The 13782-nt window shown below is 42.4% G+C and carries 14 protein-coding genes and 1 pseudogene; 14 read left to right on the top strand and 1 reads right to left on the bottom strand.

Going from position 1 to position 13782, the window contains the following annotated elements; all coding sequences use genetic code 11:
- Window positions 1-81: 81 nt before the first annotated feature.
- From FCN15_RS12225 to FCN15_RS12205, 5 genes are all read left to right on the top strand, one after another.
- The gene (locus tag FCN15_RS12225; protein ID WP_138495290.1) at window positions 82-2652 is read left to right on the top strand and encodes a glycoside hydrolase family 31 protein; all 2571 of its coding nucleotides are present in this window, start codon (window positions 82-84) and stop codon (window positions 2650-2652) included.
- A 567-nt stretch (window positions 2653-3219) separates the two neighbouring features.
- Complete coding sequence (locus FCN15_RS12220) at window positions 3220-3969, top strand: nucleotidyltransferase domain-containing protein (protein ID WP_420819573.1); 750 nt, start codon at window positions 3220-3222, stop codon at window positions 3967-3969.
- Window positions 3970-4417: 448 nt separating this feature from the next.
- The gene (locus FCN15_RS12215) at window positions 4418-4894 is read left to right on the top strand and encodes an HIT family protein (RefSeq protein WP_138495289.1); all 477 of its coding nucleotides are present in this window, start codon (window positions 4418-4420) and stop codon (window positions 4892-4894) included.
- 221 nt (window positions 4895-5115) lie between these two features.
- Window positions 5116-5538: an NUDIX hydrolase gene (locus tag FCN15_RS12210; RefSeq protein ID WP_138495288.1), complete on the top strand. Its 423-nt coding sequence runs from the start codon at window positions 5116-5118 to the stop codon at window positions 5536-5538.
- A 239-nt stretch (window positions 5539-5777) separates the two neighbouring features.
- Window positions 5778-6173: a VOC family protein gene (locus FCN15_RS12205; protein WP_138495287.1), complete on the top strand. Its 396-nt coding sequence runs from the start codon at window positions 5778-5780 to the stop codon at window positions 6171-6173.
- A 573-nt stretch (window positions 6174-6746) separates the two neighbouring features.
- On the opposite strand, the gene FCN15_RS12195 is transcribed toward FCN15_RS12205, so the two are convergent.
- On the bottom strand, window positions 6747-7007 hold the full coding sequence (locus FCN15_RS12195; protein ID WP_138495286.1) for a hypothetical protein: 261 nt from the start codon (window positions 7005-7007) through the stop codon (window positions 6747-6749).
- A 305-nt stretch (window positions 7008-7312) separates the two neighbouring features.
- Here FCN15_RS12195 and FCN15_RS12190 point away from each other — a divergent pair, with 305 nt between their 5' ends.
- From FCN15_RS12190 to FCN15_RS12155, 9 genes and pseudogenes are all read left to right on the top strand, one after another.
- The gene (locus FCN15_RS12190) at window positions 7313-7708 is read left to right on the top strand and encodes a VOC family protein (RefSeq protein WP_138495285.1); all 396 of its coding nucleotides are present in this window, start codon (window positions 7313-7315) and stop codon (window positions 7706-7708) included.
- A gap of 279 nt (window positions 7709-7987) precedes the next feature.
- On the top strand, window positions 7988-8419 hold the full coding sequence (locus FCN15_RS12185; RefSeq protein WP_138495284.1) for a GNAT family N-acetyltransferase: 432 nt from the start codon (window positions 7988-7990) through the stop codon (window positions 8417-8419).
- Window positions 8420-8818: 399 nt separating this feature from the next.
- Window positions 8819-8917, top strand: a pseudogene (locus FCN15_RS19710) (type II toxin-antitoxin system RelE family toxin); the annotation flags it as partial.
- A gap of 301 nt (window positions 8918-9218) precedes the next feature.
- A complete protein-coding gene (locus FCN15_RS12175; protein ID WP_238996655.1) occupies window positions 9219-9584 on the top strand; it encodes an ATP-grasp domain-containing protein in 366 nt (121 codons plus the stop codon).
- Window positions 9585-9595: 11 nt separating this feature from the next.
- Complete coding sequence (locus FCN15_RS19480) at window positions 9596-9778, top strand: ATP-grasp domain-containing protein (protein ID WP_238996654.1); 183 nt, start codon at window positions 9596-9598, stop codon at window positions 9776-9778.
- Window positions 9779-10256: 478 nt separating this feature from the next.
- Window positions 10257-10838 (top strand): lysozyme inhibitor LprI family protein, encoded by a 582-nt coding sequence (locus FCN15_RS12170; protein WP_138495283.1) that lies wholly within the window; start codon window positions 10257-10259, stop codon window positions 10836-10838.
- A gap of 979 nt (window positions 10839-11817) precedes the next feature.
- Window positions 11818-12546: a suppressor of fused domain protein gene (locus FCN15_RS12165; RefSeq protein ID WP_138495282.1), complete on the top strand. Its 729-nt coding sequence runs from the start codon at window positions 11818-11820 to the stop codon at window positions 12544-12546.
- Window positions 12547-12669: 123 nt separating this feature from the next.
- On the top strand, window positions 12670-13080 hold the full coding sequence (locus FCN15_RS12160) for a GNAT family N-acetyltransferase (protein WP_238996653.1): 411 nt from the start codon (window positions 12670-12672) through the stop codon (window positions 13078-13080).
- A gap of 31 nt (window positions 13081-13111) precedes the next feature.
- Entirely contained in the window at window positions 13112-13693 is a 582-nt protein-coding gene (locus tag FCN15_RS12155) for a kinase (protein ID WP_138495280.1), read from the top strand.
- Window positions 13694-13782: the final 89 nt, after the last annotated feature.

The following is a 13782-nucleotide window of genomic DNA, read 5'->3' as shown; positions in this document are numbered from 1 at the left end:
CGGCAGCAACAGCGATTGCAAGAACATCCGGGAACGGAGCGGTGCTCGAAAGAACATTTTTCCTAGAGAGGAGTTAGAGAAATGAATCACGTTATTAAGGAGCAGGAAGCCGCCGGCCTGCCGGAGCATCTGAAGCTGGGGGGCGTCCAGCCGGCTGCCCACGAGGATGCTATGGTGATCGGTGGCCGTTACCGGTTCACCGTGCTCACACCGCAGCTGATCCGCATGGAATACTGCGAACATGGCCGGTTTGAGGACCGGGCGACGCAGACGGTGGTGAACCGTCTTTTTCCAGTGCCGGAATTTCAGGTCGTAGATCAGGAGAACCGGCTGCAGATCATCACGCAAAAGATGCAGGTGGAATATGACAAGGGGCCGTTCACGCGCCACGGGCTGAGCGTTCAGGTCCGGAACGGGGCAGGCCGCCTGATGAGCGTCTGGCGTTTCGGCGATACCGCGCCTAATTGGGACGGAAGGCCGTCTAATCTGGGCGGGACTGCCCGTACTCTGGATAATGCCGATGGGGCGATCCCGCTGGAGCCGGGCTTGCTGTCGCGTTCCGGCCATACGGTGGTGGACGACAGCCGCTCTCTTGTGCTGAAGGAAGACGGGGAGGTGGAGGTTCGGGAGGCAGGCGGGCTGGACCTTTATTTGTTTGGCTACGGGCATGAATATTTGGCCTGCCTCAAAGATTTCTACCATTTGTGCGGCCGAACGCCGCTGCTGCCGCGCTACGCGCTGGGCAACTGGTGGAGCCGGTATTACCGGTATACGGAGGAAGAATATAAAGCTTTGTTCGAGCGGTTCGGGCGCGAGCAGATTCCTTTTTCCGTGGCGGTGCTGGATATGGACTGGCATCTCGTCGACGTCGATCCGAAGTACGGCAGCGGGTGGACGGGGTACACGTGGAACCGGGAGCTATTTCCCGATCCGAAGGGACTGCTGGAATGGCTGCATGAAAATGGGCAGCGCGTGACCTTGAACGTCCACCCGGCTGACGGGGTGAGGGCGTTTGAGGAGCCTTATCTGGCGATGGCCGCAGACCTCGGTAAAAATGTGGAAGAGGGCGAAGCCGTCGAATTCGATATCGCCGACCCGAAATTTCTGCAGGCTTATTTCAAATACCTGCACCATCCGCTGGAGGAAGAAGGGGTCGACTTCTGGTGGATCGACTGGCAGCAGGGCGGCGTCACCAAGGTGCCGGGGCTGGACCCGCTGTGGATGCTGAACCATTATCATTTTCTGGACAGCAGGCGGCGCGGCGGCAGGCCAATCACCTTCTCCCGTTACGCGGGCCTGGGCAGCCACCGGTACCCGGTGGGTTTTTCCGGGGATACGATTGTGACGTGGGAGTCGCTGGACTTCCAGCCATATTTCACGGCCAATGCCTCCAATGCCGGTTACGGCTGGTGGAGCCACGATATCGGCGGGCATATGCTCGGCTATCTGGACGATGAGCTGGCGGCGCGCTGGGTGCAGTTCGGCGTGTTCTCCCCGATTATGCGTCTGCACAGCTCGGCGAGCCCTTTTAACAGCAAGGAGCCTTGGCGCTTCAACCCGATCGCGGAAAAAGTCATCAAGCAGCATCTGCGCCTCCGCCACCGTCTGCTGCCATATCTCTACACCATGAACCGCTATGCCAGCCGCGACGGTCTGCCGCTGGTACAGCCGGTGTACTATCGGCATCCCGAGAAGCACGAGGCTTACGAAGTGCCTAACCAGTATTACTTCGGCACCGAGCTGGTCGCCTGCCCGGTTACCCGGCCGATGAACCGGGAGATTGGCGTGGCCGAGGCCAAAGCCTGGCTGCCCGAAGGGCGCTGGATCGACTTCTTCAACGGCCGGATTTATGACGGCGGGCGCAAGCTGTCGCTGTACCGGGATTTGGAGCATATCCCGGTACTGGCCAAGGCTGGGGCGATCGTGCCTATGGCCGATTTTGCCGAATTTACCCATTCAACCGAGAATCCGGCGCAGCTGGAGGTCCGTATTTTTACCGGGGCCGACGGCCGGTTTGAGCTTTGGGAGGATGCCGGGAACACGGCGGAGGACCTGGATGAGAACTGGTGCCGGACGGAGATGGTTTGGAAGTGGGAAGCGGCGGGTGGATTGGTTGATAGAGAAGGGGAGGGAAGAGCTGGGGGAGCAGGCCGAACAAATCGAGTTCGTCAAGTCGATGAAAACTTGAAAATATTGGAAGAATCCTCTCAAGGCAGCTCTTTCCCCCTTCTGCCTGCGGAAGGGAATTTGAGCGTAATACCGGAACGGCGGAGTTGGAAGCTGGTGTTCTGCGGGATAGCGGAGACCGAGGTTGCGGCGGCGGTTAGCGGTGCTGGCTATGAAACGGCTAGTGCGTTCGAATCCAGTTATGACAATCAAAAGCATACGTTGACGGTCACAGTGCCGGAAGTACCCGTTGGTGCTTCCTTTACGGTCCGCTTGGCAGACGCCCGATTGGCGGCGAACAACGTAGTCGGTGAAGTATTTGCCCTGCTGGACCGGGCTCAGATCCGCTTCCAGCTGAAGGAGCAGCTCTATCTGCTTGTGAAAAAGGCATCGGCTCCAGCTCCGCTGTTGGCGTCTTTGTCTTCGATGGGGCTTGAACCAGCGCTGTATGGGGCGCTGTGTGAGATTTTGTGTGCTAGGGTTTAAGGGGTCAAGGATTGTCATGTATATTTATTAAAATGCTGAAGAAGCGCCTTTCTGATTTCGAGTCGGAAGGGCTTTTTCTGTGAGTAGAACGGGCAGAAGAAGGATGTAAAAAGGATTTAGGGATTTTTGGTCAGTCATATAAGGTAGATATTAATTGGTTTGGAAGGAAAAGGATATTTAGGGAGAGAATTTATTGAATTACGTGAATATCTAGGTTGTGGTAATATTTGCGAAGTTCGTGAATAAGACGTTATGTGAAACTTCCTAGGTCAAGAACATATGGGTAAACCCTCAAAGCCAGAAGCATCTAAGGTCAAGATCGGATAAGGGTATAAAAAGATCAAGACAAATTTCGGAGGGTTACTCGAAGAAGAGGAAGCATCGGATAACACCGTCATTCTCGCTTCGGTCTAAGCCCTCAATCCTGACCGGAATTGAGATGCAAGGTAGCAGATTCAGTTGGACACATCCGACTCCGTCGGACGTCGAGAATTCAAGAACGTTAGCCGAAAGAAGTTCGTACATGTTTAGGAGGAGTATATATGATATTAGAAAAAGTCATAAGTCATAAATAGAATTGCAATACAAAGTGAATATAAGGATTTTGTTGATAAGTATATAGATAATTTACTTGCCGAATTTAACGGTAAGATTCATAGCATTTATATGTGTGGCTCTATTCCAAAAGGAACTGCTAAACCTTTTAAGTCAGATGCAGACTTTACTATTGTATGTGTAAATCCCAAAGATATTGATTACGAAAGATTGTCAAATATTAAAGACAGGCTTTTGAAAGAATATCCAGTATTAACTAAGATTGATACGATAATTTGCTCGATTGACGATGTATTAAGTAAACCGCATGAGTGGGGTTTTTGGGTTAAGATAATTTGTGTTTGCATATATGGTCATGACATTGGTGAAAAAGTACCACCGATAATTATTTCTCCAGAGTTCATTATAGACTTAAATACAGAGACCAAGGAGGAGGTAGATCGAATACATAGTTTACTTACTAATGCTAGAGATAACACAATGAAAACTAGATATATTAAAGGTTATTCTAAGAGATTAATTCGTGCATTATACTCTCCGGTTTTAGAAGATACAGGTGTGTGGCAAGATGACATTATTAAGATGAAGAATGCCATATTAAACTATTGCGAGATTGACTCCGCTTTAGTTGATTATCTGTATGCTTGTTACTTGGATAGTCATGTACTTGTTGAAGAGTTTCTGGGAATTGCAGATGAAGTATATAGCTATTTTGAGAACGCCTTAAATACAATGGCTTCTTCCAGAAGTTCCTTCAACTAACACCAATAGGTGTTCGGCAAGCCTCACAACTATAAGCAGCGGCTCTAAGGGGCCAGGACGTCGTCAATACAAAACGTTAGCCGAAATTTCCTTGGTCAAGAACATATGGTTAAACCCTCAAAGCAAGTAACATCTAAGGTCAAGATCGGATAAGGAGATAAGAAGATCAAGACATATTCGGTGGGTAACTCGAAGAAGAGGAAGCATCGGCTAACACCGTATTCACGCGGCGGGCCTGAAGGCCCTTGGTCTGCAGAGGCATTTCGGGGAAGCGGATTCAGCAGACAACCCTGCGAGGCTAAGTGGCGGAGCCACCCGGCAGCTGATGCTGCCTTAAGCCTCTCGGGTTCGTGAATACAACAACGTTATACGAAACCCTCTGACAATACTTAAAACCTAATTTCATAAAAATCATTGAAACAAATCATTTTTATTGGGAGGGCTTTACATGGATGATTGTTTAATTTGTAATCGAATTAGAATGATAAAAGAAGGGACAAACCCATATTTTGTTGCAGAACTCGATACGGGATATGTTGTTATTGGGGATCATCAGTACTTCGAAGGGTATACGCTGTTTCTTTGTAAATATCACATACACGAACTTCATTTATTAGATTCTAGTACGAAAGAACATTTTTTAAACGAAATGAGCATTGTCGCAGAGGCTATGTATAATGCATTTACCCCAAATAAATTGAATTATGAAATGCTCGGGAATGGGGATGCACATATGCATTGGCATCTTTTCCCTCGAAGAAACACAGAACCTAATTTTAGGGAACCAGTCTGGTGGACTGATCGAGAAATAATGTATTCAGATGATGTTAAGCCTAACGAAGATAAATTGAAAGAACTTAAACAAAGTCTATTAGTAGAATTAAAGAAAATTTGCACGAACATAAGGCGTGTGGGTGAATTCTAAGAAGAGAGGGCTTCGTATAACACCGCATTCACGCTGCGGATCAGCAAGCTGATCCTTGGTCCGCCCGAGGAATTTCGGGAGGTGGAATCAGACGGACACATTCAACCGGCTAAGTGGCAGAGCCACCCGGACCTGACGGTCCTTAAGCCGCTTGAACGTCGTGAATGCACGAACGTTATATGAAAGATATGCAGATTTATAAACAGAAGGGATGTTATCAATTGAAACGAGTGGATATTACTTATTCTCTAATAACTAATAATTCAAAATCTAAAGTCCTCATGGTACACAATATTGATCGTGATAGTTGGTCTCTACCAGGAGGAGCCGTTGAAACCAATGAAACTTTAGAGCAAGCAGTAATAAGAGAAGCAAAAGAAGAAACGGGGTTAGATATCAAGATATTTGGATTAGTAGCTCTAAATGAATGCAAATTTGAAAAGATTAGTGAACATGCAATCTTTTTTACGTTTAGGGCTGAAATCATTGGAGGGAACGAAGAGATTGTTAGACCTGATGAAATTTCAAAGATAGCTTGGATGGATATTCATAAGGCTGAGAAATTAATGCCGTATTATAAAGATGGACTTAGAAAATTAATTGAAGGAAATGAAATAACATATGCAAATGAGGGAAACAAGTAATCTGTGAGGGTATTTCTTCGAAGGCATATCCTTCATATAACACAGTATCTACGCTGCGGGCTTCGCCCTTGGTTCACATGAGGCAGTAGTCAGAGAAGTGGATTCAGCTCACAACCCTGCGAGGCTAAGTCCGTCGGACCCGGTCGCATACCCTCCCTTAAGCCTCTCGGGTTCGTAGATACCCAAACGTTATATGAAATAGCATGAAATAATAAGGAACAGATTTAGGAGGTATATTCATGGAAGTTGGAAAGATACTGGGAATTGCCTATAACGTCATTCCCGTTAAAAATATTAAGAACTCCGCAGAATGGTTTGTAAAACACTTTGGTTTTAATATTAGGAATCAAAGAAAAGACTACTTGAGTTTGTTTAGGGATAACAGACCAATCCTTGATTTAATACAAAGCGATAATGAATCTAGAGCAGTATTTGAAATAAATAATAAGAAGAGATGGGTTATTACCTTTTTTACTAATGATATTACATCTTTACATACCTATTTAAAATCAGAAGATGTGAAGGTTGGAAATATTGTTGATGAAGGAAAGTATGGGAAATTCTTTGTTCTAGAAGATCTTGATGGAAATTTATTTGATGTATGGGAACATCATGACTGTGAGTTGATTTACTGAAAGTAATTCAAGATGTCATGCTACTTCATATAACACCGTATTCACGCAATGGGGCTATCGCCCTTCGGTTGTCCAGATGTATAATCGTGGAAGAAGCTCAGACAACAAACGACCCAGCCTAAGATAAGAGCTATCTAGGGCTGGGTCGTTTCGTGAATACAAGAACGTTATACGCAAGTTCGTTAAAGATTATTTTAATAACTCTAAATTTTCAAAATCTATCTTCAAACCATATTTGAACATGACATCTACACCAAGTATAGCCTCAAAACCGTAGGATTCTTTTGTAATTCCAAGTTGTATAGAGAATTTATTGAGGAATAGATTGTCTATAGTCAAATTTGAAATTGTTTGTTGGTAACATAATTCACTTTGTTCACCGACACCGTACATGCGAACAGATTTACCGTTAATAAAGTCAATGTCTAAACCAATTGGTTCAACGACATCAGTATCAAAGATTGTAGTGGAACAACCCGTATCTAAGAGGACATTATTTAAGTGAGTGGATCGTTTGATTATTGTATGTCAGGAGGAAGGAGATGATAGGGAGACCGTTGATTAGTTCAATTTTCATTGAAGACCCCTGATTCCTGTGAATGGTTGTTCAATAACTTCAATAATTTCATTACCTGTATAGAATACATAAAGTTCTCTTGAAGGATCAGATAAGTGAAGTTTTTTATATGAGGACCATGCATCTTTTGGATCTAAGAAGTCCAAGATAACTGACATGTTATTAATGCTTCTTTTATGGTTAGAAGATTCAGCCGACAGAGCCTCAACTAAAACCCATCTATCTGGATATTTATCTCGAACGGTAGACCAATTCATGTAACTCACCTCCAAGGAGAAGACTTATAAAATAATTGTACAATTCATTAAAGGAACAAGCAATGTGGGAAACTCGAAGAAGAACGAACCAGCGTATAACACCGTATTCACGCGGCGGGCCTGACGGCCCTTGGTCTGCCAGAGGGATTTCGGGGAAGCGGAGTCAGGCAGACAACCCTGCGAGGCTAAGTGGCGGAGCCACCCGGCAGCAAGCTGCCTTAAGCCTCTCGGGTTCGTGAATACAAGAACGTTATCGGAAATTACTGTAAACATATTCAAAATCCATATTATTAGGAGGCAATCAAATGAGTAAAGTCCAATTCTCAGTTCAAGTACTATTGGTTTCCGATTTAGAAGTCTCGAAAGCATTTTATAAAGATGTCTTAGGTTGTGATGTAACAGATTGGTGGGCAGTAAGAGATGATTTTAGATTAGGATTCAAGTTAATTCAAGCAAACAACCCGCTTGATGTAATTCCAAACAAACCTGGTAAAGGGCAATACAAATCATGGGATACATACGCTTATGTTGATACGCATGATGACATAGATTTTTTATTTGAACAACTTAAAGGCAAGGGAGCAATAATTGTTCAAGAACCTGAAGTTTATGATTTAGAGTGGGGCTCATGGAAAGAGTTCTCAATTAATGATCCAGATAATTATGTAATTGCTTTTGGATCAGGAAAGAAGAATGTGTGAGTATTTCAAGGAAGGCAGTAACTTCTGATAACACTGTATTCACGTTGCGGAGCCTTGCGGCTCCTTGGTTCGCCCGAAGGGATTAGCAAGGAAGAAAGCTCAGGCGAACAACCCTGCGAACCTAACCGCAGTCGCGGTCGCCCCTTTGGGGCTTAAGGCTCTCGGGTTCGTGAATACACGAACGTTATACGACAGAACGAAGAGATTATAATTAAAGTGGGTGATGACAATGGAGCAGGAAACGTAACCTATAAGAAATTAATTTTATAAGGAGATTATATGACTAAGAACGAATATAAAACAATAAATAGAATACCTACAATCGAGGAATATAAGAACCTTTGTACAGCTGTTGGATGGGAAGACTATATGAATTTTGATGTTGCAGAAGAGTCTTTAAAGGAATCAATATTCAGCGTTGTCATTCAATTTAAAGATGAGATTGTAGGTATGGGAAGAGTAGTTGGAGACGGTAAGATTTATTTTTATATTCAAGACGTGGCTGTGGATCCGGAACATCAAAACAAAGGGTTAGGTAGTCTAATTATGGTTGAAATTACAGAGTACTTAAAGGAAAATGCACCAGAAAAATCTTTTGTAGGCTTATTCGCATCAGAAGGAAAAGAGTCTTTCTATACAAAATACGGATTTAATAAGCACGAAGGAATGACTGGGATGTTTGGAGTTATTCATGAAAGTGAAATAAAGTGATCGTGTGAGTATCTCAAAGTTCCGTCGTATAACATTATATTCGCGCTGCGGGTCGGCTGGCGCCGCCCCTTGGTCCGCCAATTGCATTTCGAGAATTGTATCAGGTGGACAACCCTGCGAACCTAACCGCGTCGCGGCCGCCCTCCGTAGGGGCTTAAGGTCTCGGGTTTGTGAATACGGGAACGTTATAAGATTGGCGCAAGATCGGCTTTGTCTGGGGTATCTCGATGAAGGGGGTACAAATCATGAGTGTCCCAAATGATGAACTCGAACAAATTTTAAAGGCAATTGAGCAAGGGCAAATCGATTTTCAAAGCGGTAAAACTTAATCCTTGGAGGACTTGCGACGTGAGCTCGGAATATAAAGAAAATGAAGGGTAAGATGGTAATTATTATAGATTACGTGTTGGGAATTATCGAATAATCTATGAAATCAGAAATAATGAATCAGTTATATTTGTAGTACGCTTAGGTCCTAGAGGAGATATATACAAATAACAACAAGTGCCCTGACATTATACGTTAGGATTATTTTTATATGGATAACAGGAATGATAATGAAAGTAACTCAAGAAGGGGCCAACATCTTATACCATCATATTCACGCTTCGGGCTTTGGCCCTCGGTCCGCAAAAGCTGATCCATGAAGCCGATGCTGCGGACACATCCATCTCCCTAAGATAGGAGCTATCTAAGGGAGATGGACGTCGTGAATATACGAACGTTATATGACATCTCTGTATTGCATTAGTGGAGATAGGGCAAAGCTGAAATAATAATTATGATAGGTGGATTTACAATGAAGATCTATTTAAAAAAAGCTAATGATAATGAATTTGCAAATCACAACTTTTATGCTGCTTATGATGGATTTAAGCAAATGGGATTTGAGATGAAGCATTTTTATAATGTAGATGAATTAATTGATCTTCAACGTGAAGATATAATTGTGGGATTCGTTGATGATGTCAGGAGAGCGCTTCAAAAGTTTGATGTTATTGCGCCAGAAATTGATTATCCGGAAGAGGTTACTGGATATCTTGGTAGACGTGTTTGGAAATCCCGATTAAGTACCATAGCTAATAATCCAGAAAACTGGAATGTCTTTATTAAACCTATTGAGGATAAAAAATTTACTGGAATTGTGGTTAGAAATAAAGCATAGTAAAGCAATATTTGTCTGCTCCTAATGGATATGCCGTTGATATTGGATTAACCGATAAAGGAGAAACGTTATTAATAGAGGTCAATGACGGATATGCCTTGGGGCAATACGGGTTGAATACTCTTGATTATGCAAAGTTATTGTCGGCCCGATGGTCAGAGCTTACAAATACTATAGATGGGTGTAATTTTTAGAATGAAAGTTTGATAGTAATTCGGAAGTCAGAGACGTCATATAACACAACACCGTGTTCACGCTTCGGGATGACGCCCTCGGTCTGGAGAGGAGTAGTCGGGGAAGTGGGAGCAGCCAGACAACCCTGCGAGGCTAAGTCTTCGCCCCGTCTCCCTTCGGTCGCCTTAAACCTCTCGGGTTCGTGAATATCCAAACGTTAGGCGAAATGTCTGCAATTTGGGTAAAACCATAGTTATAAATCAGTTTAATCAAGTTGCTCTATTATTTGTTTCAAAGAATAACTATCATAAATTGTCCGGCGGTGGGGTTGAAGAGAATGAAGGTATTCTTGAAGCCTTAATTCGTGAAGTCGATTAAGAAGTATTCGACGAAGCAATATCTTTACTACAATATGATAAACCACTAGATTATATGGGCAAGTTTATTCAGAAGAGAGACTATACATTTTATTAAAGATAATATTTAAGGAGATCATTTATGAAAGGTAAGATACTCTTATTATTTTTTATTACGATAGTGTGTTCATCCTGCCAAAATATTAATCATTCGACTGCCTTGAGCAGCGAAACGAAATCAGGTCAATCAGGTTCTTCAAATAATGAAGTGTTATCCATGAGCATTGGGGACTATGATTTGAAAGGAGAATTTTATGATGAAATGCTCAGAAATCCTATAGATCATGATTATGAAGTAGAATTTAATGAATTTCAAAATTCCAAAGAGACTATTACAACATTAGAATGGGGAGCGTTGGAAAGCAAATATGCAGAGATTTGGGATAAAGAGTTGAATCAAATCTATCAAACGCTTCTTTCTAAGCTGGATAGAGAACCAAGAGAAGCGCTAATTAAATCGCAGAAAGAATGGTTACAGTATCACTTAGGAGAAACAGAATTTGTAGAGAAGACATTTATTAATAATGGTTACCTTGGCTCACAAGGATCGGTAAGCTTAGGCAGGGTTATAAAGGAGAGAATTAGGCAAAGAACAATGCAATTATTTGAATATCGATATTTGCTAGATGGTGAAGTAGAGTTTTTATACCAAAGCAACAAATAGAGTTGGAGACTTGATTATATTCACGCTGTGACTACCACTCCTTGGTCCGTCAGATGTATAATCATGGAAGAACACTCAGACAACAAATGACCCAGCCTAAGATAAGAGTTATCTAAAGGCTGGGTCGTTTTGGGAATACAGGGACGTTATGCGAAATCGCTGAGAGATAAACAAGAAAGAATGCAAATCCAATGGCGCCAAAAGATGGCTCAATACCGAGACTAGTAAGCTGAAAATTTGATGATTAAGTTGTAGAAGATCCAACGGAATGGAATTGGATTGAAATACACCAGGACTACATATAGGACATATGATAATAGTAAGGAGTTATTCGGAAAGAGATATTCAAAGAGTATTGGAAGATCTAGAAATGAATAATAAATTAATGGAAGCATCAAGAATATATGAAAGTTGAATCAAGAAGTCAGCAGCATCGGATAACATTGTTTTCGCGCAGCGTGCCGTAGGCCTTTGGAGTGCCAGAAGTTATGAAGTCAGGAAGTGGAATAGGCAATTAACCTGCAAGGCTAAGCGGCGGAGCCGCACGGAACCTGAGCTACCTTAAGCCTTTCGAGTTCGTGAACTCTGAGAACGTTATGTGAAATTATCATAATAATTTCTTTTTCACTTTTACCTCTCCCCTACAAAATAGTGCATATTTTTCTAGGGCCTGTATGCAAACCTAAGCAAGCCATAACATAATGGAAGCCAGCGATAAAAAAGCCATGAAGGAACAGGCCAATTTATCATAACGGGTTGGTTGCTAACCGGCAGTCATGTTTAACCTTATTGAATGGTTTGCATACACTGCCTAATTTAATATAGAGAAAAGTTTAAAGAATTGTTTTAGCAATTTGATCTTTCTCAGATAGTCGCTTTATCAATTCGGTGACCGTTTATTTACTAACCGCCATAATCCTCTATTTTAAAAATAACTATGCAATGTTACTATTAAATAAAAAAAGGTAACGGAGGAAAAATGAGTAACGAATTCTCGGAGTCTGGACAACCGATTTATCGTCATACAGAACGAACAAGAGAGTTTGAATTTGCTGTTGAGAATGAAGCGGCCTTGACTGCCATTTCCAAGCATGTAGAGCAACACATTGGTCCCATAGACTATGTACTTCATGAAATCATCTCGGATCTCATCCATCTAGACATTCTTGTCGTGAATCCATCAAAGGAAAGAAATTATTATACCTTTGTAACTTGCGGCATGAGCAATCTGCCAATGACGGTTCCTGAAGGGGCAGAGGATTATAAATTTGCAGAGCTAATGATCTGTCTTCCAGCTGATTGGAAGGTGTCTCAGGAATCATTTGATATTGAAGAGAACTACTGGCCGATTCGTTGGTTGAAAACGCTTGCCAGGCTGCCTCACGAATATGAGACTTGGCTCTATTGGGGGCACACGGTGCCGAACGGCGATCCCGCGCAGCCTTTTGCAGCGAACACCTCTTTTTCCGGGATGATTCTATCTTTTCCAACGGTGGTTGAGGAAGTAAACAGCTTTTTCACACTAAGATTGGCAGATGATAGGGATGTGCACTTTCTTGGCTTGATTCCGCTTTATAAAGAAGAAATGGATTTGAAGCTAAAGAGCGGAGCAGAGGTTCTCTTCGAGAAATTGGAAAAGGCCGGAGTTAATGAAATAGTAAATATTAAGCGGAAAAATACAGCTAAGAAAGGATTTTTGTTTTTTTAAGGGGGCCAGGGGTTCCCTTTTTTTAAATTATTAAGTTGTAAAAGAGCTGTCTGCATCGTAAGAAAGGCCGGGAATAGACCGTTACAAAGCCGTCACTGGGAAGGGGCGAGGGATCTGATTAACTTGAAGAATTATCATAACAAAAAAGAAGTAAGAAATTTATTAGCGGAATGTATGTGGCCGGATGATGAGAGAATAGAGAACGAATATTTAAAGTACTGTGAAGATAACGACAGGGATTTATTCGGCATGCTTATTAACGACAATTTAGTGGGATTGATGGGGATCCTGCATCTTTCGGAAGAAGTGAAGGAAATAAAACATATTGCAATAAAAGGTAATTTTAGAAGACAGGGCATAGGCAGAGCCATGATTATGGAATACATAAGACTAAACACATCGAGCGAATTGACTGCGGAGACAGATAGGGAAGCAGTAGGCTTTTATGAGCAGATGGGCTTTGAAATCACCAGTCTAGGGGAGAAATATCCTGGAGTAGAGAGATTTAGGTGCATTTTAAACACGATTGAATGATGGAATATGAAAAATAATTTACGAGGTTGATATGGAAAACAATTTTCGTAAGCTGCTAGAGTTGAATCAATCCAACAGATTAATAATTGGGTTAGACGGATTAAGCCGTTCGGGCAAAACAACTTATGTAAAGTCACTACTCAAAGAGGGGTGGGAAGCCCCTAAAGAGATTAGAATTTTTCATCTAGATGATCATATAGAGACTAAAAGTAAAAGGTACAATACAGGAAATGAAGAGTGGCGGGAGTACTATTATTGCCAATGGAATGTCCACGACTTAAGAGCACGGCTATTTGAAAAGCTTCATGAGGATGACGAGGTAAATCTTCACTATTATGAACCAGAGTTAGATAAGCAGTACTTGAAGACAGTAAGAATACCTGATCAATGCGTGATCATTATAGAAGGGGTGTTCCTTCAAAGACCGGAATGGAGAGCATTTTTGGATTATGTGATTTATTTGGATTGTCCCAGAGAAGTTCGATTCCTGCGTGAAGCAGCAGATACAAGGAACAATATTCAAAAGTTTAAAGATAGATACTGGAAGGCAGAGGATTATTATTTGGAAACAGTAAGACCGCAGGAGATTGCAGATTTTACAATTAAGAATTAGTAATGTCCATAAACAGTGAGGCCGCGTAAACAAGGAAACCGTTATTTAACCTGCCCGCAAAAAAGATTTAAGAGAAAAGATTGGGAATC

The organism is Paenibacillus pinistramenti, from assembly GCF_005869875.1.
GTDB classification, from domain to species: domain Bacteria; phylum Bacillota; class Bacilli; order Paenibacillales; family Paenibacillaceae; genus Fontibacillus; species Fontibacillus pinistramenti.
The sequence above is the reverse complement of the archived record's forward strand: the minus strand, read 5'-3'. Positions and strand labels throughout refer to the sequence as shown.

Excerpts from the sequence above, each read along its gene's own strand:
- FCN15_RS12225 (WP_138495290.1), top strand. The coding sequence starts at position 82 with ATGAATCACGTTATTAAGGAGCAGGAAGCCGCCGGCCTGCCGGAGCAT.
- FCN15_RS12215 (WP_138495289.1), top strand. The coding sequence starts at position 4,418 with ATGGATGATTGTTTAATTTGTAATCGAATTAGAATGATAAAAGAAGGG.
- FCN15_RS12205 (WP_138495287.1), top strand. The coding sequence starts at position 5,778 with ATGGAAGTTGGAAAGATACTGGGAATTGCCTATAACGTCATTCCCGTT.
- FCN15_RS12195 (WP_138495286.1), bottom strand. The coding sequence starts at position 7,007 with ATGAATTGGTCTACCGTTCGAGATAAATATCCAGATAGATGGGTTTTA.
- FCN15_RS12190 (WP_138495285.1), top strand. The coding sequence starts at position 7,313 with ATGAGTAAAGTCCAATTCTCAGTTCAAGTACTATTGGTTTCCGATTTA.
- FCN15_RS12185 (WP_138495284.1), top strand. The coding sequence starts at position 7,988 with ATGACTAAGAACGAATATAAAACAATAAATAGAATACCTACAATCGAG.
- FCN15_RS12175 (WP_238996655.1), top strand. The coding sequence starts at position 9,219 with ATGAAGATCTATTTAAAAAAAGCTAATGATAATGAATTTGCAAATCAC.
- FCN15_RS12170 (WP_138495283.1), top strand. The coding sequence starts at position 10,257 with ATGAAAGGTAAGATACTCTTATTATTTTTTATTACGATAGTGTGTTCA.
- FCN15_RS12165 (WP_138495282.1), top strand. The coding sequence starts at position 11,818 with ATGAGTAACGAATTCTCGGAGTCTGGACAACCGATTTATCGTCATACA.
- FCN15_RS12155 (WP_138495280.1), top strand. The coding sequence starts at position 13,112 with ATGGAAAACAATTTTCGTAAGCTGCTAGAGTTGAATCAATCCAACAGA.